The sequence below is a fragment of the Shewanella inventionis genome (genome assembly GCF_019931735.1).
GTDB lineage: Bacteria > Pseudomonadota > Gammaproteobacteria > Enterobacterales > Shewanellaceae > Shewanella > Shewanella inventionis.
Genome location: NZ_CP082926.1, coordinates 3,571,555 through 3,595,972, shown reverse-complemented (window position 1 = coordinate 3,595,972; position 24,418 = coordinate 3,571,555). Strand labels below are relative to the sequence as shown.

25 protein-coding genes and 1 pseudogene are annotated in these 24,418 nt (G+C 42.7%); 19 read left to right on the top strand and 7 right to left on the bottom strand.

The features are described from left to right. The first annotated feature begins 16 nt into the window (after positions 1 to 16). Positions 17 to 568: a hypothetical protein gene (locus tag K8B83_RS16030; protein WP_223418194.1), complete on the top strand. Its 552-nt coding sequence runs from the start codon at positions 17 to 19 to the stop codon at positions 566 to 568. A 15-nt stretch (positions 569 to 583) separates the two neighbouring features. Here the strand turns inward: K8B83_RS16030 and K8B83_RS16025 are convergent, their stop codons facing one another. Then, positions 584 to 847: a LexA family protein gene (locus K8B83_RS16025; RefSeq protein WP_223418192.1), complete on the bottom strand. Its 264-nt coding sequence runs from the start codon at positions 845 to 847 to the stop codon at positions 584 to 586. A 52-nt stretch (positions 848 to 899) separates the two neighbouring features. Here K8B83_RS16025 and K8B83_RS16020 point away from each other — a divergent pair, with 52 nt between their 5' ends. From K8B83_RS16020 to K8B83_RS16010, 3 genes and pseudogenes are all read left to right on the top strand, one after another. After that, positions 900 to 2,024, top strand: coding sequence for an IS630 family transposase (locus K8B83_RS16020; RefSeq protein WP_223418185.1), 1,125 nt, complete (start codon positions 900 to 902; stop codon positions 2,022 to 2,024). 23 nt (positions 2,025 to 2,047) lie between these two features. Further along, a pseudogene (locus tag K8B83_RS16015) lies at positions 2,048 to 2,593 on the top strand (TIGR01620 family protein); the annotation flags it as partial. A gap of 147 nt (positions 2,594 to 2,740) precedes the next feature. Further along, positions 2,741 to 3,073 carry a ComEA family DNA-binding protein gene (locus K8B83_RS16010; protein ID WP_223418178.1) on the top strand — a complete coding sequence of 111 codons (333 nt, stop codon included), beginning with the start codon at positions 2,741 to 2,743 and terminating at the stop codon, positions 3,071 to 3,073. 91 nt (positions 3,074 to 3,164) lie between these two features. On the opposite strand, the gene K8B83_RS16005 is transcribed toward K8B83_RS16010, so the two are convergent. Continuing rightward, positions 3,165 to 3,905 carry a YciK family oxidoreductase gene (locus tag K8B83_RS16005; RefSeq protein ID WP_188739758.1) on the bottom strand — a complete coding sequence of 247 codons (741 nt, stop codon included), beginning with the start codon at positions 3,903 to 3,905 and terminating at the stop codon, positions 3,165 to 3,167. Between the two features lie 259 nt (positions 3,906 to 4,164). Here K8B83_RS16005 and K8B83_RS16000 point away from each other — a divergent pair, with 259 nt between their 5' ends. Both K8B83_RS16000 and sohB read left to right on the top strand, forming a co-directional pair. Then, complete coding sequence (locus tag K8B83_RS16000; RefSeq protein ID WP_223418176.1) at positions 4,165 to 6,645, top strand: VolA/Pla-1 family phospholipase; 2,481 nt, start codon at positions 4,165 to 4,167, stop codon at positions 6,643 to 6,645. A 122-nt stretch (positions 6,646 to 6,767) separates the two neighbouring features. Further along, complete coding sequence (sohB, locus tag K8B83_RS15995) at positions 6,768 to 7,778, top strand: protease SohB (RefSeq protein ID WP_223418175.1); 1,011 nt, start codon at positions 6,768 to 6,770, stop codon at positions 7,776 to 7,778. A 63-nt stretch (positions 7,779 to 7,841) separates the two neighbouring features. Here sohB and K8B83_RS15990 read toward each other — a convergent pair whose 3' ends face one another. After that, positions 7,842 to 8,912 (bottom strand): DUF3083 family protein, encoded by a 1,071-nt coding sequence (locus tag K8B83_RS15990; protein ID WP_188740420.1) that lies wholly within the window; start codon positions 8,910 to 8,912, stop codon positions 7,842 to 7,844. Between the two features lie 159 nt (positions 8,913 to 9,071). Beyond that, the gene (locus K8B83_RS15985) at positions 9,072 to 9,629 is read right to left on the bottom strand and encodes an arylesterase (protein ID WP_223420093.1); all 558 of its coding nucleotides are present in this window, start codon (positions 9,627 to 9,629) and stop codon (positions 9,072 to 9,074) included. A gap of 61 nt (positions 9,630 to 9,690) precedes the next feature. Between K8B83_RS15985 and K8B83_RS15980 the strand changes: the two genes are divergently transcribed. Then, the gene (locus tag K8B83_RS15980) at positions 9,691 to 10,440 is read left to right on the top strand and encodes an ABC transporter ATP-binding protein (RefSeq protein ID WP_223418173.1); all 750 of its coding nucleotides are present in this window, start codon (positions 9,691 to 9,693) and stop codon (positions 10,438 to 10,440) included. Beyond that, the gene (locus K8B83_RS15975) at positions 10,440 to 12,923 is read left to right on the top strand and encodes an ABC transporter permease (RefSeq protein ID WP_223418171.1); all 2,484 of its coding nucleotides are present in this window, start codon (positions 10,440 to 10,442) and stop codon (positions 12,921 to 12,923) included. The genes K8B83_RS15980 and K8B83_RS15975 overlap by 1 nt, the downstream gene beginning before the upstream one ends. A 292-nt stretch (positions 12,924 to 13,215) precedes the next feature. Here K8B83_RS15975 and K8B83_RS15970 read toward each other — a convergent pair whose 3' ends face one another. After that, positions 13,216 to 13,470 (bottom strand): TIGR03643 family protein, encoded by a 255-nt coding sequence (locus K8B83_RS15970; RefSeq protein ID WP_223418169.1) that lies wholly within the window; start codon positions 13,468 to 13,470, stop codon positions 13,216 to 13,218. A 136-nt stretch (positions 13,471 to 13,606) separates the two neighbouring features. Between K8B83_RS15970 and K8B83_RS15965 the strand changes: the two genes are divergently transcribed. The 4 genes from K8B83_RS15965 (at position 13,607) to K8B83_RS15950 (ending at position 16,138) form a co-directional block, all read left to right on the top strand. Further along, positions 13,607 to 14,311 (top strand): pseudouridine synthase, encoded by a 705-nt coding sequence (locus K8B83_RS15965; protein ID WP_223418167.1) that lies wholly within the window; start codon positions 13,607 to 13,609, stop codon positions 14,309 to 14,311. Between the two features lie 106 nt (positions 14,312 to 14,417). Next, the gene (locus tag K8B83_RS15960; protein WP_223418165.1) at positions 14,418 to 15,314 is read left to right on the top strand and encodes a LysR family transcriptional regulator; all 897 of its coding nucleotides are present in this window, start codon (positions 14,418 to 14,420) and stop codon (positions 15,312 to 15,314) included. A gap of 231 nt (positions 15,315 to 15,545) precedes the next feature. Beyond that, positions 15,546 to 15,800: a type II toxin-antitoxin system HicA family toxin gene (locus K8B83_RS21745; RefSeq protein WP_188740426.1), complete on the top strand. Its 255-nt coding sequence runs from the start codon at positions 15,546 to 15,548 to the stop codon at positions 15,798 to 15,800. Beyond that, positions 15,797 to 16,138, top strand: coding sequence for a type II toxin-antitoxin system HicB family antitoxin (locus K8B83_RS15950; RefSeq protein WP_223418164.1), 342 nt, complete (start codon positions 15,797 to 15,799; stop codon positions 16,136 to 16,138). Before K8B83_RS21745 ends, K8B83_RS15950 begins: the two co-directional genes overlap by 4 nt. A gap of 218 nt (positions 16,139 to 16,356) precedes the next feature. Here K8B83_RS15950 and K8B83_RS15945 read toward each other — a convergent pair whose 3' ends face one another. Continuing rightward, positions 16,357 to 17,247: a TIGR01777 family oxidoreductase gene (locus K8B83_RS15945; protein ID WP_223418162.1), complete on the bottom strand. Its 891-nt coding sequence runs from the start codon at positions 17,245 to 17,247 to the stop codon at positions 16,357 to 16,359. Between the two features lie 85 nt (positions 17,248 to 17,332). Further along, positions 17,333 to 17,701: a dihydroneopterin triphosphate 2'-epimerase gene (gene folX, locus K8B83_RS15940; RefSeq protein ID WP_188740430.1), complete on the bottom strand. Its 369-nt coding sequence runs from the start codon at positions 17,699 to 17,701 to the stop codon at positions 17,333 to 17,335. A 154-nt stretch (positions 17,702 to 17,855) separates the two neighbouring features. On the opposite strand from folX, the gene K8B83_RS15935 reads away from it, so the two are divergent. From K8B83_RS15935 to K8B83_RS15905, 7 genes are all read left to right on the top strand, one after another. Further along, positions 17,856 to 19,004, top strand: coding sequence for an AI-2E family transporter (locus tag K8B83_RS15935; protein ID WP_223418160.1), 1,149 nt, complete (start codon positions 17,856 to 17,858; stop codon positions 19,002 to 19,004). A 33-nt stretch (positions 19,005 to 19,037) separates the two neighbouring features. Beyond that, the gene (locus K8B83_RS15930; RefSeq protein WP_188740432.1) at positions 19,038 to 19,946 is read left to right on the top strand and encodes a class I SAM-dependent methyltransferase; all 909 of its coding nucleotides are present in this window, start codon (positions 19,038 to 19,040) and stop codon (positions 19,944 to 19,946) included. A 357-nt stretch (positions 19,947 to 20,303) separates the two neighbouring features. Beyond that, positions 20,304 to 20,462 (top strand): periplasmic nitrate reductase, NapE protein, encoded by a 159-nt coding sequence (locus K8B83_RS15925; protein ID WP_160053316.1) that lies wholly within the window; start codon positions 20,304 to 20,306, stop codon positions 20,460 to 20,462. 35 nt (positions 20,463 to 20,497) lie between these two features. Then, positions 20,498 to 20,755: a chaperone NapD gene (locus K8B83_RS15920; RefSeq protein WP_188740433.1), complete on the top strand. Its 258-nt coding sequence runs from the start codon at positions 20,498 to 20,500 to the stop codon at positions 20,753 to 20,755. A gap of 2 nt (positions 20,756 to 20,757) precedes the next feature. After that, positions 20,758 to 23,247, top strand: a complete 2,490-nt coding sequence (gene napA / locus K8B83_RS15915; protein ID WP_188740434.1) for a nitrate reductase catalytic subunit NapA — start codon at positions 20,758 to 20,760, stop codon at positions 23,245 to 23,247. Positions 23,248 to 23,257: 10 nt separating this feature from the next. Next, a complete protein-coding gene (locus K8B83_RS15910; RefSeq protein ID WP_188740435.1) occupies positions 23,258 to 23,725 on the top strand; it encodes a nitrate reductase cytochrome c-type subunit in 468 nt (155 codons plus the stop codon). A gap of 8 nt (positions 23,726 to 23,733) precedes the next feature. After that, positions 23,734 to 24,333, top strand: coding sequence for a cytochrome c3 family protein (locus K8B83_RS15905; RefSeq protein WP_373284939.1), 600 nt, complete (start codon positions 23,734 to 23,736; stop codon positions 24,331 to 24,333). The last annotated feature ends 85 nt before the right edge of the window (positions 24,334 to 24,418 follow it).

Sequence of the window (24,418 nt, the reverse complement as noted above, 5' to 3'; positions counted from 1 at the left end):
GCGAGTGTGTACATTTATGATGAAGCAAACTGATAACAGTTCAGCGTTAAAAAAATCGCAGATCTACAATGAGGCAGATCTTATCGATGATGCGCAATCTAATGGCGCCATAAAACCTCTCAAGCCTTCGCAATCATTTGATGAGGTTGAGTTTGTTTGTGAGCAAGTGTTAACTGAATTGCCAGAAAATATGGCAGACACTATCACCCCAGCAAAACCCAAGAAATGGTCAAAATTGGCGGTGTTATCGTTAACTAGCCTTGGGTTACTTGCTGTTGTACAAACGGTGTTAGGGCTGGTGGAGTCCTTTAATCAAAGCCCATGGTTGTTTGGCTTTTACGCGACAGTGTTGTCTATTGTGACCTTGTGGGCAAGCGTGGGTGTTATTAAAGAGTGGCGTAAACTTGTTAACCTTAAAAAAGTGGCAGATCATCAGTCTCGTGCGCAACGTTTGTCACAAAGTATGCAAATGGGGGAGGCAACTAAATTTATCGCCCCTATTTTAGCTAAGTACCCCAATAATGATGCCAAACAACATTATATGCGTGCTAGTACCATTTCAATTTAGTTATGATCGATTGAGCTACCATTCCAATGGTAGCTCATCGGTCTTTATTAATACTTTCAAAGAACGACTTTCTCTCGGCGTTCGGCTGATCAATTTGTCTGTTTCTAACTTCAAAATTGTCTGATGAACTGTTGGGGCTGAAACACCAAAGTACTTCTGGATATCAGCCTGAGCTGGCGGATACCCATTCACTTTGCTGTAATAATAAATGAAAGCAAGGTATTGGCCTTGCTTCACACTAAATGCGGAATTAATTTTTTTCTCTGTGGGGATCGACATTTTTAAGGCTTTGTGATCAATTATCGTCTTTGATAGATGAGAGTATCATGCCATGAATATCACTTACCTTGTAGAGTTGACCCAAGAAGAACTGCACACCTTAAAGACTTTATTAAGCAAGGGCCTACACAATGCTCGCTTGTTAAAACGAGCCAACATACTGTTGCTTGCAAACCAACATCAACACAGTGATAAAGATATCAGCCAGTTACTCAATACCAGTACCTCTACTATTTACCGAACCAAAAAACGCTTCGTAGAAGAAGGACTGAAGGTCGCACTCGCCGAAGGAAAACGAACAGGGCAACCCAAATTACTCTCAGCTAATGATGATGCAACATTAGTTAGCATTGCTTGTAGCGAGCCACCAGATGGCCGCGCTCGCTGGACATTATCACTCATCGCAGACAGATTAATTACGCTGACAGAGCTTGAAAGCGTATCGCTGGAAACCGTCCGTCAACGGCTTAAAAACAATGAATTAAAACCATGGCAAAAGAAGATGTGGTGTATTGGCGAGTTAGATAGCGACTTCATTGCGCAGATGGAAGAGGTACTTGATATTTATGCAATGCCTGCGGATGAAAAACATCCTGTGGTTAATTTTGATGAAGCAATGAAACAACTGGTGTCACATGTGAAACCGCCCAAATTAGCTTCGCCAGGACACTTAGCTAAAGAAGATTACGAATACCGGCGTGAAGATGTGGCCAATATCTATCTGATGTACGATAGGCATAGAGGCTGGCGACATGCTAAAGCAACAGCAACCAAGAAACGAGAAGACTTTGCAGCGTGTATGCGGGATTTGGTTGATGTTCATTATCCTGATGCCGATAAAATCCACTTGGTTTTAGACAACTACACAACGCACTCCCCAGGCTCTTTATACAAAGCTTATCCAGCAGCAGAAGCTCGGCGTATCTTGAAGAAAATTGAATTTCACTACACCCCAAAACATGCCAGTTGGTTAAATATGGTAGAAATTGAGATAGGCGTGATGAACAGACAATGTTTGGATAGACGAATTGGCACGTGGAATGATCTGCGGCTTTCTCTTAAGGCTTGGGAAACAACCAGGAATAACGAGAAGGCTAGTATTAATTGGATGTTTGATGTAGATAACGCCCGGTCGAAACTCAACCGAGCTTATAAGTTTTTAAACAGTCAGAATTAAATGGAATTAGTACTAGTAATGCAGAGCATAACGATGCTGAAATTGTCATGTTATTTGATGACATAGTGTTATCTGAGCGGGATTTACAAGCGAAAAAACGCGTCAACCGTTTTGCCGCTGAATCTGCTTTATTACTCGCAGCGAGCCCCTTGGCTGCAATAGATATGGCCATTATTTTGTGGCGAAATCAAAAGATGATTAATGAAGTGGCGGCCATTTATGCTGTCGAACTTGGCTACTGGAGCCGAATTAAGCTAATCCGCAGTATTATTGTTAATGTGATTTATGCTGGCAGCACCGAGGTAATAACTGATTTAGGGACACAGTTGTTATCAGTTGAAATGACAGGGAAACTCTCTACTCGTATCGCTCAAGGGCTTGGCGGTGGTTTACTCACGGCAAGGCTTGGGTATCAAGCAATGAGCCTTTGCCGACCGATAGCATTTAGCGTTAAAAATAAACCTAAACTAACTCAGGTTCATCAGCATTTATTAGGTGAGCTAACCCAATTTACTTCATCGATGATGGCAAAGAAAAAATCTAAAACAGAAGAAACCGTTAATAATTAGCTATAGCGAATTGTGTTTTTTATGTACAACTGATGATTTTTAACTACATTTAGTCCCCGATTTGGAAACAACATAGCGTTCTGAATCTGTACGTTGGCATATGGAGTAAGGAAAATGCCAGCCAATTAAGGAACTAAGGAGAATCTAATGAAGTTATCATCGACATTAACTGCGTTACTCATGTGCTTGGGTTGTTTTTTTAGCACGACATCTTTGGCCGCTGATCAAGTGAAAACTAAAGTCGTTGCCGAAACATCCAAAAAATCAACCCAAGCAGTTGAAAAATATAACGCGATTAATGTAAACAACGCTAGCGCAAAAGAGCTTCAATCGCTAAAAGGTATTGGTGAAGCAAAAGCGCAGGCAATTGTTGAGTATCGTGAAAAAAACGGTAAATTTAAAAGTTTACAGCAGTTAACTATGGTGAAAGGCGTGGGAGAAAAGCTGGTCAGTCAAAATGCCAAGCAAATTAGCTTTTAGCATGGTTTTATTAAACCTCAACAATAGATGACCCAAAGGCTCATTGATAAAAACGGAAGCAATTAGCTTCCGTTTTTATTGGGATTAATCATTAAGATTGTGCATTAAATGCCTGGCCATTGGTGCCAACGGATTCATCACCCATTAAATAGAGATAGGTTGGCATAATGTCTTTTGCTGTTTTCAGCGTTTGTGGATCTTCTCCTGGGTAGGCTTTTGCTCGCATTTCTGTGCGTGTAGCACCAGGATTAATGGTGTTAACTCTAACGTGTGAGCCATCACATTCATCGGCAAGCACTTGCATCATGCCTTCTGTAGCAAATTTAGAGAAAGCATAGGGGCCCCAGTATGCACGACCTTTACGGCCAACACTGCTTGAGGTAAAGATAATTGAAGCGTTTGGCGCTTTACGCATCACAGGCAATAACGCTTTGGTCATGATTGCCTGCGCGGTAACGTTAACCTTCATGATGGTTTCTAAAGACGTTAAATCAATGTGTTCAAATGGGCCTAATGCACCGAGTTGAGAAGCATTGTGTAATAAACCATCTAAGTGACCAAATTGTTCGGCAATCGTTTCTGCCATGTCTTTGTAGTTTTGTTCTGTTGCACCTTTAAGGTCAAGGGGTACTATTGCTGGTGTTGGGTACCCGGCATTAACAATGTCGTCATACACTTTTTCGAGTTTTTTGACGGTTTTTCCGAGTAAAATGACGGTCGCGCCATGTTCTGCAAATTCCATCGCGGCCGCACGACCAATACCGTCTCCTGCACCCGTTACCAAGATAATCTTATTTTTAAGTAAATCTTTTGCAGCTTGATATTCCAACATGATTGATTCATTCCTCTAAGCGCAATCGCCCGTCAAATCTAGAACTGGATAAAATATAAACGACCGTTTGAAACAAATGATTGATAATTGTATACCAATAGGTCATTTGTATGTAACAAACTTGTAGCTAACTCTATAATTTTGCGTTAACTTGAGAATAGTTAAGGACTAACATAAGTCCTTTTGGTCGCATGATTGGACTATTGTGACCAATTCTTGGGGAAAACAAAATTATTAAAACAAGATTTGGGGAAAAAAGATGAAAAGACTCATTTTGGGTGTTGCAATAACATCTGCTCTTGGTTTAACGGCATGTGGCGGTGATAGCTTCAACGAAGCAAAAGAAAAAGCTGAGCCACTCGTGCCTTTATCACATGTTCAGTTTGATCCAGCTAATGGAAAACTGCCTTTACCTAACGATTTACTCTTTAGTGGCACTACAGATGGCACATTGGCTATTCCGGGCGAAACCGGTGTCGTTTATACCGATCCTTCAATTGCACTTGGGGCTTTAGATGGTTGGTCAACGAGTTCACCTATTTCAATCACTATGGAGCTCGCAAATGATCTCCAGGGCAATGCATTAACTATTGATGCAGCCTCAGTTTTTCAACCTGGCGCTGTTCGTGTTTTTGAAGCCACGGTAGGTGGATCGTTATCCACAGATCCAGAATGTACTTCTGCAACATCAGTTTCTGCTTGTAAAGTGGGTGAAGAGTTAACCTTTGGTGTTGATTTTATCACTAAAGCTTCTGGTAACAGTGTTGTTATCGTACCACTCAAGCCATTAAAACCGATCCAATCTTATCTGTATGTGGCAACAAACCTAATTCAAGACTCGTTAGGGCGCAGTATCGCACCATCCACCACGTATAATTTGTTAAAGTTAGACATTGAAACCAAACCATTAGAAACGGCGACGCAGCTATTATTACAAACCTTAGTTAATAGCTATGAGAAAGGCGTGGCTGCTGAGCATGGTGTTGACTCTGAAGACATCATTTATTCTGGTTTATTTACCACTCAGTCAGTAGCTAATGTTTATGAAACAGCCAAGCTACTGATGGCTTCAAGCGATCCATACAAGCCTTCTTTTGTTTCAACACCTACTCCAGCGGGTTATACCGCAGCGCAAGCGTTAGGGTTAACGGCTGCAAGTGGTGTTGCTTATGTATTAGCCGATATGGCTGATGTATATAAAGCTGAAATTAGGGTACCGTTTTTTGGCACTTGTTCATCAGCTAGCTGTGTTATCCCTGTTGTAGATGGCGCGCCAACCGCGCCAAATGGCCGCTGGTTTGCACAAGGAGACAGCCCTGTATCTGTGTTGTTAGCATTACAAGCGGGCACATTAAGCCAGGCCAATTTCTTTGAGCAAGCGACTGCTCAAGGGGTAGATGCACAAGCGGCGTTAGCTAACCCAGCCTTGCTTGCGGGCAAACAATGGAAATTAGATGACGGTACTTCAGCTGATACGACAAAACACCTGACTCGTTTAAATCCAATTCCAGCAATTAAGGGATATGAAACCATCCCTGTACAAATTACACTGCCTAATGCAGCTAAACTTGCGGCCTTTACCGCGGCTCAAGGGGGCGAGTTCGTACCGCCGACCAGTGGCTGGCCGACAACCATTACAATGCATGGTTTAGGCGGTGGTAAAGAAATGAACCTAGCCTATGCAGGTACTTATGCAGCAGCAGGAGTGGCGACTATTTCGATTGATATGCCGCTTCATGGTGAGCGTTCGTTTGACATCAATGATGATGGCGTATATGAAATGTCGGCAACGGCTCCTGCTTACGGAAACCTCATTGGTCAACCTAATGCATTTACCAATGGTGATCCGTTAGTGTTTGTTAACATTGCCAGTACCTTAACTGTACGTGATAATTTCCGTCAGGCGACGCTAGATCATTTAGCACTGCGTTTACTGCTGACCGGTTTGGCAAGGCAATTGCCTGCAGATGGTCAAATGTTTGATAACGCTAAGATCAGTGTACAAGGTCTCAGTTTAGGCGGTATTGTGGGTACAACCTTCTCTACTTACGCAAGCACAGGCCTAACTGACCCAACTTCAGGCGCTTCACTAAGTAACCCTTTTGTGATCAATGCAACGTCACTGGTTGCTCCAGCTGGCGGCTTAGCTGGTGCGTTTGCCGGTTCTGCGGCATTTGGACCACAATTATTTGACAATGTAACCGCATCTAGCACGTTTGCAGCATTATTAGCAGCAGCAAACACCGCTGGTTATGAAGAAGGCTCAGCTGAGTATGACGCTTTAGTACAAGCTGTTTACGATGGCTTTATTCCATCGTTTGCGCTAGCCGTTCAAACTGCCGTTGACTCAGCGGATCCGATAAACCATGCAAGCATGTTAGCGGCTACTGAGTTACCTGTTCATTTAATTGAAGTGGTAGGCGATGGTAGCAACTTATCAGATCAAACGTTACCTAACACGGTTGCAAACTTCCCGTTATCAGGTACTGAGCCATTAATTACCGCAATCGGTTTAGATTGTGTTGATTCAACAATGCCTGGCTCAGGTGCTGTACGCTTCTCTAAAGGTCATCACAGTTCAATTGTGAGCCCAAGTGAAGTAGAAGGCGTAACTGATGGTATGGCAGCTGCTGCAACGGCAGAGATGCAATCACAGGTTGCTGGTTTTGCTAAAACCGCCGGTGCAGGACAAGCAACGATTGCGGTTTCAAATAACGATGTGATCCAAAGCTGTAACTAATGCTTACTAATTAATGCGATTTTTTGAATAAAACCCAGCATTTGCTGGGTTTTTTATTCTCTATTTGTAGTGGATTACTGTTAAAATGTCGCTAATTTGTTTTCCCTTTTTTGGAGCGAAATTTGGAATTTTTATATGAATATGGCTTATTTTTAGCTAAAGCGGTGACGATAGTGTTATCTGTGCTAGCCATTGTGGTCATGGTATTAGCCAGTAGTATCAAGGGTAAAACTGACAAAGGTGAGTTACAACTGACTGATATCTCTGATGAGCTAATGCAGCTTAAACATGATTTAAAACAAGAATTGCTCACAAAAAAGCAATTTAAAGCGTATGAAAAGCAAGTCAAAGCTGATGAGAAAGCCGCTGAAAAATCGGATACGACAAAAGGGAAAGTCTTTGTTATTGATTTTAAAGGCAGTATTGACGCTGGTGAGGTTGCATCCTTACGTGAAGAAGTCACTGCCATTTTGACCATTGCAGACAAAGACGATCAAGTGTTGGTCAATGTAGAAAGTGGCGGCGGCATGGTGCATGGGTACGGCCTTGCCTCTAGCCAGCTTGACCGCTTACGCCAAGCAAACATTCCATTGTCTATATGTATTGATAAAGTCGCAGCAAGTGGTGGTTATATGATGGCCTGCGTAGCAAATAAAGTGTATGCCGCGCCGTTTGCTATTGTCGGCTCTATTGGGGTTGTGGCCCAGGTGCCTAACTTTAATCGTTTGCTTAAAAAGCATGATATTGATTACGAACAACATACTGCGGGCGACTTTAAGCGCACGTTAACTATTTTTGGCGAAAACACCGATGAAGGCCGTGCTAAGTTTCAACAAGAGCTAGAAGAAACCCACGTGTTGTTTAAAGAGTTTGTTGGTCGTTATCGTCCAAGCATGGATATCGCAAAAGTTGCAACAGGTGAACACTGGTATGGTCAACAGGCCATTAATTTAGGTTTGATTGATGAAATCTCAACAAGCGATGACGTCATTTTAAACTTAGCCAATACCCATCAAGTGATCAAAATTAGATATCAAATGAAGAAAAAGCTGGCCGATAAAATCGCCCATGGTGCATCATTATCGGTAAATGCCGTGATGAACAAGCTTATTGAGCGTAATCAATCGGTGTAATAGTGATTTAGATGAATAAAAACGACAGCCTAGGCTGTCGTTTTACTTTAAATAAGCGTGTTATTATTGCGCTTTATAACTGATGTGCTGGTGGAAGCGTAAAATCACATCAACATGCTCTTTATCGATGTCAAACTCTTGTGTAAATACTCTTAATGCATCTTCTACCTGGTTCATAAAACGACCATAACCTTCATCTGTTTCGTCGCTTTTACCTGCCACAATCACAAACCGGAATACGTCTACTAATTTGTTGCTGTCCCAATGCCCAATAGGGGCGGGTGATTGTGCATGTGGATCAAAACCAATCATTTGAAACTCGTCAGTGCTGCTGAGTTGCTCATATTTACTGTTACGGACTAAAGGTAATTTACCATTGGCAACCATGGCAACTCGGTTGAGTTGTTTGCTATTTGTCGCTTGAATAAATTTATCGTAAACCGTTTGGTATACAGAACCAAAATCAACGGTGTCGTTAGCCAGTAATTGTTTTTTGATGCGGCGATCTACTGGAATATTGATAGTAACGTAATTTAATGTGCTCACGTTTTCTGGCAAATTACAGTGACGACGTTGATAGCGGCTATCGACTGCTCGCAATTTATAACCATAGGTTTCTTTTAAGCCCTTTGCTTTGGCAAAAAAGTCGTAAGAGATGTGTTGATGATCGCGCACTTTAATTGGCACATCTTTAACTGGTAATAAGGGTGTTAAGTCGGCAGTAAATTGCTGAATTTTTGAATGAAAGTTTGCAGCATTGTTTCGAATGTCATTACCAGTGGCTAAAAAGACAATACGTAGTTTACGCGCGCGAAAGCCCGCAATACTGTGCAATCGGTTTGCTTCGTGATGTGCAGGATTATAAAAGAAACGCAATTGTTCATTTGAATTTAAACAATATGCTTCAGTATGAAAACGCACCATAGGCAATTTGTCTGTAGCAACAACATGAACATTATACAATTCATGTTTTTCTGCCAGTTGGTATACTATTTTGCTAAAACTATCGTAGCATGACTCTAAGTCGCTGTAAGCGTTGAGATATTCGTCGGTTAATGGGAACCCAATCGTAATGTACTGATTTTTACGGGTGGCAGTGGGTAAATATACTTTTTTTTGACGACTGACGGACATGTTATTTCCTTAAATTGTCTAGTGTTGTCTAAAGTTTATCGTTATTGAGTTGCTTGTTGAGCATCCATTCTAAACATTGATCCTGAAAATAAAATGACTTTCGTCTACTTTAGAGAAAACTTTTTAACATTTGCAGCAAAAGTCATAACATTTAAAGGATTATTCGTCTATTGCTTGAGTGATCCAAGGCAGCATCCATTGCGTAATTTTATCTTGAGCCTGTTCATTGGGGTGTATTCCATCACGTTGCATTAAGCTTTTGTCTGCGGCAATATCTTGCATAAAAAAAGGAATTAAACTCAGCGAGTATTCTTGAGCCAATTGATGGTAGACATCGGTGAACATTTTACTGTAACGAGGGCCGTAATTCGGAGGCACCATGATTTCAGTTAATAACACTTTTGCGCCTTGCTCATCGGCTATGGTAATGATTTTTGTAAGATTTGATTTCAACTGATCAGGTGGAAAACCGCGTAAGCCATCATTGCCGCCAAGTTCAATAACAACAATGTCTGGTTGGCTGGAGGCCAGTAAACTCGGGAGTCTACGTAATCCTCCTGCGGTTGTTTCACCACTAACTGAGCCGTTAACAATTGTGTGCTGTGGCAGTTCATCGCGCAACAATTGCACCCAACCTTGGTTTTCTGGCATGCCATAACCTGCACTAAGGCTATCGCCCAGTATCAAAACCGTGGCAGCATAGGTAGGCGCGCACATCAACATTAACGTAAATGCAGCAGCTAACATGCGTTTAAGCGACAAAAATAAGAAGGATTGTATGTCTAATAATAGCGTTCGAAATACCAGTGCCATAACTGTAACTAACCTTAATAAAACTGTTGTGACCCAAGAGGGAGAGTTGACTATCCTCAACGGCATTAATATAGAAGTCAAGCAGGGAGACAGTATTGCTATTCTTGGACCATCGGGTTCTGGTAAATCAACTTTACTTGGATTATTAGCGGCATTAGACACACCAACCTCGGGAGAGATAATGCTCGATGGCGTAGCATTATCTGGATTAAACGAAGAGCAAAAAGCGGCGCTGCGGAAACAAAAAGTCAGCTTTATTTTCCAATCCTTTATGCTGGTAGATACCTTAACCGCACTAGAAAACGTCATGTTGCCTGCTGAGCTTGCTGGCGTGACCGATGCTAAACAAAAAGCCCAGGCTATGCTTGAACGTGTTGGCTTGTCGCATCGCTTAAACCACTTACCAAAACAACTATCGGGCGGTGAGCAGCAACGTGTGGCGATTGCTAGAGCCTTTATTTGTGAACCTAAAGTGTTATTTGCCGACGAACCCACAGGTAACTTAGACAGCGTGAATGGCGACAAAATCGCCGATATGCTCTTTGCCCTTAACCAAGAAAGCGACACCACTTTGGTACTGGTTACCCATGATTTACACCTTGCCCAGCGCTGTGCAAGGCAGTTAGTGATGGAAAGCGGTCATTTATCTGAACCTGCCGGTGAAGCTACCCAGCGCGAAAGTGTATCTGATCCACAATTAGTGGAGGCAAACTAATGGAATGGCGCATTGCTTGGCGTTTGTTTAAGCGTGAGCTTGCACAAGGCCAATTAGTTTTAATCGTGCTTGCGATAACGCTAGCCGTATTGTCGGTCACTGGGCTTGCTCGGGTTAGCGAGCGTTTACAAGTGGCCATTAATGGTGAAGCCGCTAACTTTATTGCCGCCGATCGCATTATTGATTCACCCGTTGAGTTAGACCCTAAAGTGTTAACCATTGCTGACGACATTGGCCTTGCCCATGTCACCAATATGCAATTTAACTCAATGGTGTATGCAGGCGATAAATTTCAGTTAGTGACAGTAAAAGCTGTGGGTGATGGTTATCCACTTAAAGGCGACATTGAGCTCAGCACCGGTATCACACAAGCGTTACCGCAAACAGGCCAGGCCTGGTATGAAAACCGCCTAGGTGGTTTGTTAGGGTTTCCAAAAACCATCGAGTTAGGTAACAGTGAGTTATCACTAACCGAAGAAATAAGCCGCTTACCTGACGCAGGGTTTAATCCATTTGCCTCATCACCTGTGTTGCTTATTCATTTAAATGATGTTGCTGCGACAGGGATTATTCAGCCAGGCAGCCGCGTGACTTACCTTTATCAGTTTACCGGTAATGCAGATCAATTAACGGCATTTGAACAACAAGCTAAACCACTACTTAATAACAGCCAACGTTGGGTTGATGTGCAGTCGGGTGACTCACCGATTGCTTCAGCGGTACAGCGCGCTGAGCGCTTTTTATTGTTGGCCAGTTTATTAGGTATAGCGCTCGCATGTGCCGCTATTGGTATTGCTGCGCAGCGTTATTGCCAGCGCCATTATGACGTGGTGGCGATGTTGAAAACCTTTGGCGCATCGGGTAAGCAAATCCGCGTGTTATTCGGTTTGCATTTATCACTTGTTACCCTATTAGGTATTGGCTTGGGGTTAATTGGCGGTTTACTGCTTGATTTAAGCATTACGGCATTTTTACCGGCAGAAATCGCCGCCTATTCTCCGCCTTATTTGCGCCCAGTATTGCTTGGTGTGAGTACAGGCTTAATCAGTGCGTTTATGTTTTCTGCCTATCCGTTAATGCGTTTATTGGCTATTCCGCCGCTGCGGGTGTTGCAGCGTCAGCTTGAAGGCTTGCAGCTTGGTATGTGGTTGCACCTAGTATTAAGTTTAATGGCCATGGCATTACTTGGGTATTTATACTCAAGAAGCCTCGCGCTCACCATGACGGTAGTGTTAGCTGTCTTGCTGCTTGGGGTGTTACTAAGTTTGCTGGGCTTTGCGATGATCCGCTTTGGACACGGCATTGGCATGAGAACCACCAATCCATTGCAACTTGCGCTGGCAGGGCTTCGCCGCCGCGCTCGTCAAAATGCCGTGCAGTTGGTCGGTTTTAGTAGTGCATTGGTATTGCTACTAACCATTTTAGCGCTAAGGCAAGATTTGCTTAACGAGTGGCAAAAGCAGTTACCAGAAAATGCGCCTAATTACTTTTTGGTCAACATTGCCCCAGATGATGCTAAACCATTAGATGATTTTTTGACTGCAAATCGTATTAAGGCAACCGACATTTACCCGGTTGTGCGTGGGCGCTTAACTCATATCAATGATGAAGAGCTGATTTCTCGAAGCCAGTCAGAAGATGGCGAAGAAGGTCGAGTGGGGATTTCTCGTGAGTTAAACTTAACCTATCGCGCGACCTTGCCGCCCAATAATAAATTACTTGAGGGTCAGTTTAATCAAACGGACGATGAGGTATCTGTCGAATCTGGTGTGGCTGAGCGTTTAGAACTTAAACTGGGCGACAAATTGACTTACCGCATTGATAACCAAGATTTGTCGGTTACTGTTGCCAGTATTAGGCAGGTGCAGTGGGAAACCCTACAGCCTAACTTTTTTATGATTTTTACGCCCAAAGCCTTGGCGCCGTTTGCCTATACCTCAATGGCCAGTTTTCACCTTAATGATCAACAACTGGCTGATGCCGGTAGTCCATTAACGTCAAATGAAATTGTACTGCAATTAATAAAGCAGTTTCCAACAGTGTCGATTATTGATGTGGGGGCAATGGTTAGCCAATTGCGGCAAATTATCGATCAAGTGTCTTTGTCATTGTCTCTTGTATTAGCATTGGTATTGCTTGCCAGTGGTTTGGTTTTAGTCGCCCAAACCGAGGCGGGCATGGCAACACGACAACGTGAGTTAGCGGTATTACGCACCTTTGGTGCATCGGGCTGGTTACTGCGAGCATCTACCGGTTTTGAGTTTGCGCTGCTCGGTGCAATCGCGGGCTTGTTAGCGGTCATTGTGGCGGAGTTTGCCTTGTACATGCTTAAAACGCAGGTGTTTGAACTGGTGGTGTATATGCATTGGCCATGGTGGGGTATCGCACCTGTAGCTGGCGCCATTATTGTTGCGACACTTGGCGTGTGGCGGTGCAGGCAGTTATTGAATAAGTCGTGCAGTGATATGTTAAAAGCGGGTTAGCACACACTGACCTCAATAACTGCTAAATGAGCGAAAAGGGCGATGCATTGTCATCTCCCTTTTGTTTTGACTCATAGATCCAAAGTTAAGGTTATTTAACCTCAACTCTGGATAAGAGATGTATTGATAACGATATAAATCAATAGATTGACTAAAATCCACTGTCAAGCTTGTGATTTGTTTTGCTAACAAGGCGAATTAACGCGTCAATAGCTAGCCTATTGCAAGTTAATTCAACGCAGTGAGGAAAGCAAAGGACTGCTTGAAAGGCGTTTGTTATCCAAAGTTAAGGTTATTTAGAGCGCGGCTTATATTGCGTAGGGCAGTAACCACGATTAATTCCTTCGGGCCTTAGCTTAAGGTGTTTGGTTTTTCGGCCTGTAACGCGTGCTCGCCACAGTTTAAAGCTGCCTGGTTTCATGCTGCTGCGCATCAATTTTATTACGGCAGACTCGTTTAAGCCATACAGGTGTTCAATGGCTTCAAATGGGGTTCTGTCTTCCCACGCCATTTCAATAATTCTTGAGGTATCTTGCACTGAAAGCATTTCGTATGATGTCGTTATTGGGTTTGCCAGTACATACGTTAAACAGCTTGTTTTGGTTTATCCATGGTCTAGTTTAACCATGGTCTAGTTTAACGCTGGTTTATTGTTAATTTATTATCCTGGGTATCACTATCACATGCGCCTTGACCGTTTTGTCAGCAAAAGCACCGAATTAACCCAACAGCAAGTGAGCGAGTGTATTGCTCAAGCCTATGTGTCGGTTAACGGCGTTGCCGTTACCGATGAAGCCACTCAAGTGCATGAAAATAACCTAGTGCAATTAAATGGGCAAAGGTTAGTGCCGCGTCCTTTTCGTTATTTGTTATTACATAAGCCGCAGCAAACCTTGTGTTCAAACGTCGACGGGGTTCATCCATCAGTATTTTCGTTACTGGATATTGAGCGGCCCACAGAGCTTCATATTGCCGGGCGTTTAGATGCTGATACCACGGGGTTGGTGTTAATAACTGACGATGGCCGTTGGACATTTAATATCACCTCGCCCAAATACGCGTGTTACAAAACGTATCGGGTTAATTTGGCAAAACCGATTAAAGGGGATGTGATAGAGCGCTTTGCTAATGGGATCTTATTACAGGGCGAAAAGGGCCTAACCTTACCAGCAAGGTTAGAGATTATCTCAGCACAAGAGGTGTTGCTGACACTCACTGAAGGTAAGTTTCATCAGGTTAAACGCATGTTTGCAGCCGTTGGTAATAAAGTGATTGCCCTGCATAGGCAAACGATTGGTGCTGTAGAACTCGATGTACCTGAAGGTCAGTGGCGCTATTTAACGGCAGCAGAAATAGGCTCTTTTTATCCCAAAAATAGCGAAGCATGATTCTGACGTTGATCATGTTGATATCGTTATTAAAAACTAACATATCAATAATCAATATTTATCAAAGCTGTTATGCTATCAACATCATTTAGTGTTGGAGTGTGGCATGTTAAATCAGCAATGGTTAACTACGTTTATCAAGTTAGTCGAAGTGGGTCACTTTACACACACCGCTGAACAACTGTTTATGACCCAACCCGGCGTGAGCCAACACATTAAAAAGTTGGAAGAGCAAGTGGGTGTGGCATTGTTATATCGGGTCGGCAAACGCTTTGAGCTGACTGAAGCGGGCATTCAATTACATCAACAAGCCTTACTTTGGCAGCAACAACAGCAACAACTGCTATCACAACTGGCTATTGATGATGTTCATGTAGGTGAGTGCCGAGTGGCATGTTCTGGCTCGTTGGCATTATTACTATATCCGCATTTAATTGACTATCAGCAGCCACATAAACAATTGCAAATATCATTAGAAGCAGCACCTAACAAACGCATCATTGACAATGTGTTAGCCAACCAGGTCGAACTTGGTATTATCACCCAAGCCGTTCATATCGATGAGCTCGAACTCACGCCACTTGGCCAGCAAGCCTTATGTGTTGTGATGCCGAAAAAATATCAAGATAGCGCCATAAACATTGATCAACTCATGGCGCTTGGCATGGTAGCGCATCCCGATGGCATGCATTATTGGCAGCAAATCGTGAATCATTACTTTAATGACAAGCAAGCCATTGCACAGCAGGTGCCAATAAGAAGCTATGTTAACCAACTGAACCAAATACTCGTGCCAGTTGCCAAAGGTTTAGCCTTTGCAGTATTACCACAATTTGCAGTAGACAGTTTTGCCCAGCAAACGCAAATATGCATTGCTACGTTTGATAATACCGGTGAGCCAAAGCTGGGCGTTAGTGAGCCATTATTTTTAATTAATAAAAAGCACCGCCCACTGGCAAAACGTTACCAACCCATCATCGATATTATTCAAAGCTTGGTTTGAGTCTCTGTTTTTTACTATTGTTGTCACTTATAGGGCAGTGGGGTGAGCAGTATTGTCCAAAGTGCTTAAAATGTGGCCTGCGGCAAATCCAAAGCATTAAAGCTAAAATCTGCTTTTACATGGCCATATATGGCCGCTCCCGATGAGTAAAGATAATACTTTGCTCACCCACCATAGTCTTAGCATAATCTGAATCTTGTTTCGATATCAATTTGTGATATCATTCTGTTTATGAATTCAAAGCAAAAACGCACTTTGATAGCGATATATACTGATCCAGTGTCTGCTTCTTTAGTATGGAAGGATATTGAGTCTCTGTTTGTATGTATCGGTGCTGAGGTGATTGAAGGAAATGGCTCGCGTGTTAGGTTCCATAAAAATGGCGTCATAGCTTCCTTCCACCGACCGCACCCAAAGAAAGAAGCAAAACCATATCAAGTCAAAGATGCGCGATCCTTTTTAATACAACTAGGAGTGGTACCATGAGTAATTCAATGGTGTATCAAGGTTATGCTGCTCGTATAGAGTTTAGTTCTGAAGATGAGTGTTTTATTGGACATATAGCAGGTATAAAAGACGTTGTTGGGTTTCATGGTGACACTGTTTCTGAGCTAAAAACTGCATTTGAAGAAGCAGTTAATGACTATTTAGAAGCGTGTAAAAAGATTGGTAAAACACCTCAAAAACCATATTCAGGAAAGCTAATGTTACGCATTCATCCTGAAATTCACGCAGCAGTTGCAACAGCTGCGGAGCTTAGTGGTCAGAGTATAAATCAGTGGGCGGCAGAGGCTCTCAATAGAGAAGCGAGTTTGTTTACTTAATCGGGTGTTTATATCTAGATTTTTTTGGCCTGGTGTGGGTGAAGCGCAGCGACGATAGTTGCACAGGCCATAAATAAAAGGTCAATGTGAACAAATTTAATTACAGTCTCAACGCCCAGTTTTTTTGTTCACAACAGATTAAATTCACTCAGATTTAATCCACTACCCATTCAACTCACTACTCTCTCAATCCAAAACCCATTTAACTCACCACGCATTCAACTCACAACATCGGTGAGCGCTGCTTCAATATCGGTATAGTTAAACTCATAACCTGCTTTGATCGCATTAGTAGGCAGTACAAATTGGCCTTCGATAAGTAACTGTGACATTTCACCCATAGCCAGTCTTAGTGCTAACGGTGGCGTGGTGATAATGGCTGGGCGATTAAGCACTTTGCCTAATGTTTGTGAAAATACCTTATTACTGACTGGATTTGGCGCAGTGGCATTGAACACCCCTTGCAAGGGAGGGTGCTCGAGTAAATAGTGAATTAAACCGACTAAGTCGCTGATGTGGATCCAGCTCATGCCTTGCTCGCCTTTACCGATGGGGCCACCGACTCCGAGCTTAAATGGCGGTAACATTTTGGCTAATGCACCACCATTTTTACCCAGTACTATGCCAATTCGAGTAATACATACCCGGGTGTGTTGCGATTGTGCTTGTAGGGCTAAGTCTTCCCATTTTTGGCAAATATCGTGGCCAAACTCGGCGTGAAAACTGCTTTTTTCATCGACAGGCGTTGCACCTTGGGCGCCGTAATAACCTATTGCTGAGCCGCTAATAAAGGTGTGAGGCGGATTACTGCTATTGCTGATAAGTTGGCTTATGGCGGCGGTAATATCCCAGCGACTGCTGCAAATAAGCTGCTTTTGTCTAGGAGACCAACGTTTTGCGACTATGGGTTCGCCGGCTAAATTGATCACCGCATCAATGTCATTGAGGTCAGTTTTATCAGCCAGGCTTGACCAGTATTGATGTTGCTCACCCAGCTTGGTTTTAGCAGCAATAATATTACGGCTTAATATCACCAGTTGATGCTGTGTCAGCGAGCCCACTAACTGTTGGCCTACAAAGCCGGTGGCGCCAGTGATTAAAATCTTCATGTCAGCTCCCATTGAGTATCGCTGTTCAGCGGTATAATACGCGACCAAACATTAAAATTATCATCTTCTCGCCACGTTGCATGAGTTATTGTGGTTTTTGGTAACACAACTCCATCGATACCGAGTCGGCAAAACGCAGCGCGTGGGGTTTGTCTATTTCGACACTGGCAAATTCAACCCAGTCGTGTTCGCTGGCGATGGCTAATGTTTGGTTTGTGAGGTTTTCTAACAACGAAAAACGATTATTTTCAATCAAGGCAATGATTTTTTTAGTAATGGTGCGATAATTCAACGCATCGGCAACATTGTTACTGTTACGGGCCTTATCAGCACAATAATGGATCACTACATTGACGATAATATCTTGTTGATTATTGATTTCGTCTTCTTTAATGCCGATATAAGTACGTAACCGTAGGTTTTTAATGCGTATAATGGCGGTTTCTGGTTTCATATTATTGGTGTTATTCCCTTAATGTGATTCGCTGCTAATATCAATAAACTGATGCAGTAGAACAACAAAATTTAACTTAATTAGCAACACGTTACTGAGTTTAGCTTAGCATAATCAATCATTTTAAAAAGTAGCAATAAGGATTTTTTACCCTATGAAAGGAATACAGCAATCGCCTATGGCCGTGCGCAGTTTTGTGGTTATGGCGTGTGTGGTGATTATTTTGGCGGGAATAAAAACCGCTAGCCCGATTGTGGTGCCGTTTGTCTTGTCGGCTTTTTTAGCCGTAATTTGTAATCCTGCCATTACTTTCATGTCTCGATTTCACTTCCCTAAGTGGTTATCAATTATGTTATTGATGGCCTTTATTGTACTGATGGGGTTGTGGCTGGCGAGTTTAGTCGGCAGTTCTATTAATGAATTTTCAAAACAAATGCCAGTGTATCGGCAACAATTAATTGAGCAGTTTGCATGGATTATTGAAAAGCTACAAAGCTTTAATATTCAAATATCTAAGCAAAAAGTGCTCGACTATTTCGACCCTGGTATGGCTTTGTCGATGACCACCAATATGCTCTCTGGGGTTGGTAATGTCATGGCGAATTTATTTCTGATTATTTTAACTATTGTGTTTATGTTATTTGAAGCCCAAACACTGCCTAAAAAGTTTCATTTAGCCTTAGACGACCCCGATATGCGTTTAAAGCAAATCGACAAGTTTTTGCAATCTGTTAATCAATACATGGTGATTAAAACTCTGGTGAGTTTAGCCACTGCCGCGGTAATAGGAATAGGCCTTAGCATCATAGGTGTTGATTATGCGCTGTTGTGGGCGGTGATTGCGTTTTTGTTTAATTACATTCCTAATATCGGTTCGATTATTGCCGCTATTCCTGCTGTACTGTTAGCGTTTATTCAAATGGGGCCTGGGGCTGCGGGTATTACCGGGCTGTTATATGTGGGCACTAACATGGTGATGGGCAATGTGGTGGAACCACGCTTTATGGGGCGCGGACTAGGCCTGTCTACTCTTGTGGTATTTTTGTCTTTAATTTTTTGGGGCTGGTTATTAGGGTCTGTTGGTATGCTGTTATCTGTGCCATTAACCATGATTGTTAAAATTGGTCTTGAATCAAGTGAGTCGGGCGGTTGGTTATCAATATTGCTCTCAGATGATGTCGAAGACATCGTTAATCAGCCTGAAAATATCGAGCAAGTTGCTGCTACTTCAGCCGATGATATTGCACAACCAACAGACGATAGCCAGGTTGTTACTGATGATGAACAATCCAAACCATCGTAAATTGATGAGTAAATTGAGTAAGTAAGAGAGAGTATGAAGCGTTTTTTACAAGTGTTACCCGGTTTGGCTGTAGGCGATGATGTTTGTCGTTTATTTCATGGTCGCGGCGGTTTATTTGCTGGCGATGAACATCTTTGTTTAGATTGGTACAAGCCCGTATTGCTATTAACTAGCTTTAAAATGTTAGACGATGAGCAACGAGACGAACTGGTCAATGCGATCGTCGTCTATTGGCAATTACAGTATCCAAATGAACCTTTAAACCTAGTTTATCAATACCGTCATGGTGGCCAAACCTTTAGCGAATTATTATACGGTGAGGTACCTGAGCAACACGTGGTAACTGAAAACGGTTGTCGTTTTTTAGTGCATTTATTGCGCGGCCAAAACCATGGCCTATTTTTAGACATGGCCAATGGTCGTGCATGGGTAAAGCAACATGCCAAGCATAAAAAAGTGCTTAATTTGTTTGCCTACACTTGTGGGTTTTCGGTGGCAGCCTTGCAAGGTGGCGCCGATGAAGTGGTTAATATGGATATGAGTAAAGGCGCATTGAGTATTGGTAAGCAAAACCATTTACTTAACGATTTACCGGTGGGCGCACGTTACTTAGGCCATGATATTTTTAAGTCCTGGGGCAAACTCACAAAACTTGGGCCTTATGACTTAATTGTGGCAGATCCGCCAAGTAATCAACGTGGTAGTTTTGTGGCTACTAAAGACTATGAGCGCCTGTTAAAACGTTTACCAGACTTGTTAGCGCCGCAAGGGGAAGTGTTATTGTGCCTCAATGCACCTGAACTAGGCAGTGATTTTTTAATGCAACAAGTGGCTAATACAGCACCGCAATTGACCTATGTTGAACGGCTTGCAAACCCAAGTGTTTTTGCAGATGTTGATGAGCAAAAATCATTAAAAGTGTTACGTTATCGTTTAAGTTAATACCTACTGTTCTATTAAAAACCGCCCTTAAAACCAGGGCGGTTTTTTTATGGGTATTCGTCTACTACAATTAATTAACATGTTAGTGGTAAAGACTAGATTTATTTATTTTAGAGACAGTTGATATTTATCAAGTAAACGGTAAGCAAGTCTTTATTTAATCGATATTTATGCTTAAAAAGCTCGATCTGAATAATGATTTAACTAATTTGATGATCTAGATCATATATCCCTTAGTTTACCAATTTGTGAGTATATAGTTTGTTAATTGATAAACGCTAAAATTCTCCTGAGTTCAAATCAAGAACAACGAAAGTTAATCAATAGGTTGTTTAATCCCCCACTACTGGAGGGTCTATGAGTAAAGATACAACTAATCTAAAAGGCTTGGAGCTGAAGATATTTATCTTCTTAACCGTTTTTTTAGCGCCCATTTTATCTGTGTTGCTGGTCAGTGCATTGGGGTTCAGTATTTGGTTTAGCCAAATTTTAACTGGACCACCAGGCGCAGGTTAACAAAACAATAAAAATCAATGATATGAGAGTGATGTATGAGCAGTGAACTTCACGTAACCAGCTTAATTGTTCAAGTACAACCTGAGCGAATGGCTGAAGTCAGACAGAAAATAATGGCCATCCCAAATGCTGAGTTGTCAGCTAATAATGACGTTAAGTTAGTGGTTGTCGTTGAAGGCCCTAGCCAAAAATCGTTGATGGATGATATTTCAACGATTAATGCCATTCCCGGTGTGTTATCTGCCACCATGGTTTATCACCAAAGTGAAGAGCTTGAAGAAGGTGAAAAATGAAAATGAATAGACGCGATTTTATGAAAGCCAATGCCGCTATGGCTGCGGCAAGTGTTGCTGGTTTAGCGCTACCGACCAGCGCAACAAATTTAATAACCAGCTCTGAGCAAACCAAACTTGAATGGAACAAAGCACCTTGCCGTTTTTGTGGTACAGGTTGTTCAGTGATGGTTGCGACCCGCGACGGTAAAGTGGTGGCTACCCATGGTGATGCAAAAAGTGAAGTTAACCGCGGCTTAAACTGCATTAAAGGCTACTTTTTATCTAAAATTATGTACGGTCGTGACCGCCTGCAAACACCTATGTTACGTATGACCGACGGTAAATACGATAAACACGGTGAGTTTACTCCAATTAGCTGGGAAAAAGCCTTCGACACCATGGCTGAACGCTGGAAAGCAACCATTAAAGCGAAAGGCCCAACGGCTGTGGGTATGTTTGGTTCAGGCCAATGGACTGTATGGGAAGGCTACGCCGCTGTTAAGTTAATGAAAGCAGGCTTTGGCTCAAACAACATTGACCCTAACGCTCGCCACTGTATGGCTTCTGCGGTAGGTGGCTTTATGCGTACCTTTGGTATTGATGAGCCAATGGGTTGTTATGATGATATGGAAGCGGCAGACGCGTTTGTGCTTTGGGGCTCAAACATGGCCGAAATGCACCCCATTTTGTGGACACGCGTAACCGACCGTCGTTTAAGTGCCCAACACGTAAAAGTTGCTGTGTTATCTACCTTTGAGCACCGCTCATTTGACCTAGCAGACTTACCGATTGTATTTACGCCGCAAACCGATTTGGCGATCCTTAACTTTATTGCCAATTACATTATTCAAAACGGTAAAGTGAATAAAGACTTTATCAGCAAGCACGTTAATTTCCGTAAGGGTACCACTGACATTGGTTATGGATTACGCCCAACACATCCATTAGAAATGAAAGCCAAAAACGTGGCGACAGCGGGCGACTCAACCCCAATCGACTTTGATGAATTTGCTAAATTTGTTGCCGACTACGATGTTGGATCGGTCAGTAAACTATCGGGTGTACCTGAACACAAACTTATCGAGTTAGCCGAGCTTTATGCTGATCCTAACCGTAAAGTGACTTCATTCTGGACGATGGGCTTTAACCAGCATACTCGTGGTGTGTGGTGTAACAATCTTATATATAACATTCACTTACTAGTAGGTAAAATTTCTACACCAGGTAACAGTCCATTCTCGTTAACGGGTCAACCATCTGCTTGTGGTACCGCGCGTGAAGTGGGTACATTCTCGCATCGTTTACCTGCAGACATGGTAGTAACCGATCCTGAGCACAGAAAGCACGCTGAACACATTTGGAAAATCCCAAGCGGTATTATTCCACCTAAGCCTGGTTATCATGCTGTTGAGCAAAACCGTCGTTTAAAAGATGGCGATTTGAACTGTTACTGGGTGCAAGTGAACAACAACATGCAAGCGGGTCCTAACATTAACGAAGAAGGTTTACCGGGTTACCGCAATCCTGAAAACTTTATCGTAGTGTCAGATGCCTACCCAACAGTGACTACTCAAGCGGCCGACTTGATTTTACCGACAGCCATGTGGGTAGAAAAAGAAGGTGCTTATGGTAATGCTGAGCGCCGCACTCAATTTTGGCATCAAATGGTGCAAGCGCCTGGTGAGTCAAAATCAGATTTATGGCAGTTAATGGAGTTTTCGAAGCGCTTTACCACTGATGAAGTGTGGTCAGCAGATGTGCTAGCGGCCAATCCTTCATACAAAGGCAAGACACTGTTTGACGTTTTATTCAAGAATGGTCAAGTTGATAAGTTTCCTGTATCCGACGCAGATCCTAAATACATGAACGCCGAAAATGATGCCTTTGGTTTCTACGTGCAAAAAGGCTTGTTTGAAGAATACGCGACCTTTGGTCGTGGACACGGTCACGATTTAGCAGATTTTGATGTTTACCACCAAGAACACGGCTTACGTTGGCCAGTTGTTGATGGAAAAGAAACTAAGTGGCGCTTCCGTGAAGGCTCTGACCCATACGTTAAAGCGGGTAAAGATTTTGAGTTCTACGGTAAGCCAGACGGCCGTGCGGTTATCTTCGCATTACCTTATGAGCCAGCAGCAGAAGAGCCGGATGATGAATACGATATCTGGTTATCGACTGGCCGTGTACTTGAGCATTGGCATTCAGGTTCAATGACACAGCGTGTACCTGAACTGTATAAAGCGTTCCCAGATGCGGTGTGTTTTATGCACCCAGAAGATGCTAAAAAGCGTGGTTTACGCCGTGGTGATGAAATTCGAGTGATTTCTCGTCGTGGTGAGATTAAAACCCGTGTTGAAACCCGTGGGCGTAACAAGCCTCCTGTGGGCTTAGTGTTTGTACCTTGGTTTGACGCAAGTCAGCTCATTAATAAAGTCACCTTAGATGCGACAGATCCATTGTCAAAACAAACCGACTTTAAAAAATGTGCCATTAAGATTGTAAAGGCTTAAGGAGACAGACATGAAAACAGGTAAATTATTATCGATTATCGCGTTATTAGGTGTCTCTGTCAGCGTGATGGCAACTAGCGTACCAGAAGAGAAAATTGACACGTTACGTTTAGCACCTATTAGCGAAGAAATGACCCCGCCTGCCATGCAAGCGGTGATCAACACTGATGTTAAGCAAGTGCGTAACTATCCTATGCAGCCACCGGTTATTCCACATAAGATTGATGGTTATCAAATTGATCTTAAAGTGAATAAGTGTATGCAATGCCATGCTCGTACGAGTACAGGGCATTCGCAAGCGCCGATGGTGAGTGTGACGCACTATATGGACCGAGATAATAACTTTTTGGCTGATTTAACTCCACGACGTTATTTTTGTACTCAATGCCATGCGCCGCAGTTAGATGCCAAGTTACTCGTTGAAAATGATTTTGTTGATATTGATCATTTAATTAAAGCTAAAGCTGCTAAGCATTAGGAGTCAATATGTTAGCAAAACTGTTTGAGCAACTAAAACTGGTGTGGAAAATACTGCGTCGTCCGAGTGTCCATTACAGTCTTGGCTTTTTGACCATCGGTGGCTTTATTGCGGGGATCATTTTCTGGGGTGGATTTAACACCGCCCTTGAACTAACCAACCGTGAGCAATTTTGTATCGGTTGTCACGAAATGGAAAACAACGTTTACCAAGAGCTACAAACGACCATCCACTTTTCTAACCGAAGTGGTGTGCGGGCAACGTGTCCTGACTGTCACGTACCGCATAACTGGACTGATAAAATTGCCCGTAAAATGCAGGCATCTAAAGAGGTCTGGGGTAAGGTGTTTGGTACTATTAACACCCGCGAAAAGTTTGAGGCAAAGCGTCGCCATTTAGCTGAAAATGAGTGGAACCGCCTCAAAGCTAACGACTCATTAGAGTGTCGTAACTGTCATAACTTTGATTACATGGATTTTACTCGTCAGTCTAAGCGTGCATCGCAAATGCATTCAACGTCTTTAGCCAGCGGTGAAAAAACCTGTATCGATTGTCATAAAGGTATTGCGCATCAATTACCTGACATGGCGGGTGTAGAAGGCTTCTAAACGCTTTCGATAAACTAAAATGAAGAAGGCCAGCAAATTGCTGGCCTTCTTTTTTGTCTTGTATTCACACTTAACACGTAGTGCT

Bases quoted from the DNA above. Each gene is read 5' to 3' on its own strand.
- folX (WP_188740430.1), bottom strand. From the start codon at position 17,701: ATGAAACCAGAAACCGCCATTATACGCATTAAAAACCTACGGTTACGT.
- K8B83_RS15970 (WP_223418169.1), bottom strand. From the start codon at position 13,470: ATGCTTTCAGTGCAAGATACCTCAAGAATTATTGAAATGGCGTGGGAA.
- K8B83_RS15920 (WP_188740433.1), top strand. From the start codon at position 20,498: ATGAGCAGTGAACTTCACGTAACCAGCTTAATTGTTCAAGTACAACCT.
- K8B83_RS15905 (WP_373284939.1), top strand. From the start codon at position 23,734: ATGTTAGCAAAACTGTTTGAGCAACTAAAACTGGTGTGGAAAATACTG.
- K8B83_RS15975 (WP_223418171.1), top strand. From the start codon at position 10,440: ATGGAATGGCGCATTGCTTGGCGTTTGTTTAAGCGTGAGCTTGCACAA.
- K8B83_RS16025 (WP_223418192.1), bottom strand. From the start codon at position 847: ATGTCGATCCCCACAGAGAAAAAAATTAATTCCGCATTTAGTGTGAAG.
- K8B83_RS16020 (WP_223418185.1), top strand. From the start codon at position 900: ATGAATATCACTTACCTTGTAGAGTTGACCCAAGAAGAACTGCACACC.
- K8B83_RS15910 (WP_188740435.1), top strand. From the start codon at position 23,258: ATGAAAACAGGTAAATTATTATCGATTATCGCGTTATTAGGTGTCTCT.
- K8B83_RS16005 (WP_188739758.1), bottom strand. From the start codon at position 3,905: ATGTTGGAATATCAAGCTGCAAAAGATTTACTTAAAAATAAGATTATC.
- K8B83_RS15985 (WP_223420093.1), bottom strand. From the start codon at position 9,629: ATGTGCGCGCCTACCTATGCTGCCACGGTTTTGATACTGGGCGATAGC.
- napA (WP_188740434.1), top strand. From the start codon at position 20,758: ATGAATAGACGCGATTTTATGAAAGCCAATGCCGCTATGGCTGCGGCA.
- K8B83_RS15950 (WP_223418164.1), top strand. From the start codon at position 15,797: ATGAGTAATTCAATGGTGTATCAAGGTTATGCTGCTCGTATAGAGTTT.
- K8B83_RS16010 (WP_223418178.1), top strand. From the start codon at position 2,741: ATGAAGTTATCATCGACATTAACTGCGTTACTCATGTGCTTGGGTTGT.
- K8B83_RS15960 (WP_223418165.1), top strand. From the start codon at position 14,418: ATGTTAAATCAGCAATGGTTAACTACGTTTATCAAGTTAGTCGAAGTG.
- K8B83_RS16000 (WP_223418176.1), top strand. From the start codon at position 4,165: ATGAAAAGACTCATTTTGGGTGTTGCAATAACATCTGCTCTTGGTTTA.
- K8B83_RS21745 (WP_188740426.1), top strand. From the start codon at position 15,546: ATGAATTCAAAGCAAAAACGCACTTTGATAGCGATATATACTGATCCA.
- K8B83_RS15935 (WP_223418160.1), top strand. From the start codon at position 17,856: ATGAAAGGAATACAGCAATCGCCTATGGCCGTGCGCAGTTTTGTGGTT.
- K8B83_RS15930 (WP_188740432.1), top strand. From the start codon at position 19,038: ATGAAGCGTTTTTTACAAGTGTTACCCGGTTTGGCTGTAGGCGATGAT.
- K8B83_RS15990 (WP_188740420.1), bottom strand. From the start codon at position 8,912: ATGTCCGTCAGTCGTCAAAAAAAAGTATATTTACCCACTGCCACCCGT.
- K8B83_RS15945 (WP_223418162.1), bottom strand. From the start codon at position 17,247: ATGAAGATTTTAATCACTGGCGCCACCGGCTTTGTAGGCCAACAGTTA.
- K8B83_RS16030 (WP_223418194.1), top strand. From the start codon at position 17: ATGATGAAGCAAACTGATAACAGTTCAGCGTTAAAAAAATCGCAGATC.
- K8B83_RS15925 (WP_160053316.1), top strand. From the start codon at position 20,304: ATGAGTAAAGATACAACTAATCTAAAAGGCTTGGAGCTGAAGATATTT.
- K8B83_RS15965 (WP_223418167.1), top strand. From the start codon at position 13,607: ATGCGCCTTGACCGTTTTGTCAGCAAAAGCACCGAATTAACCCAACAG.
- K8B83_RS15980 (WP_223418173.1), top strand. From the start codon at position 9,691: ATGTCTAATAATAGCGTTCGAAATACCAGTGCCATAACTGTAACTAAC.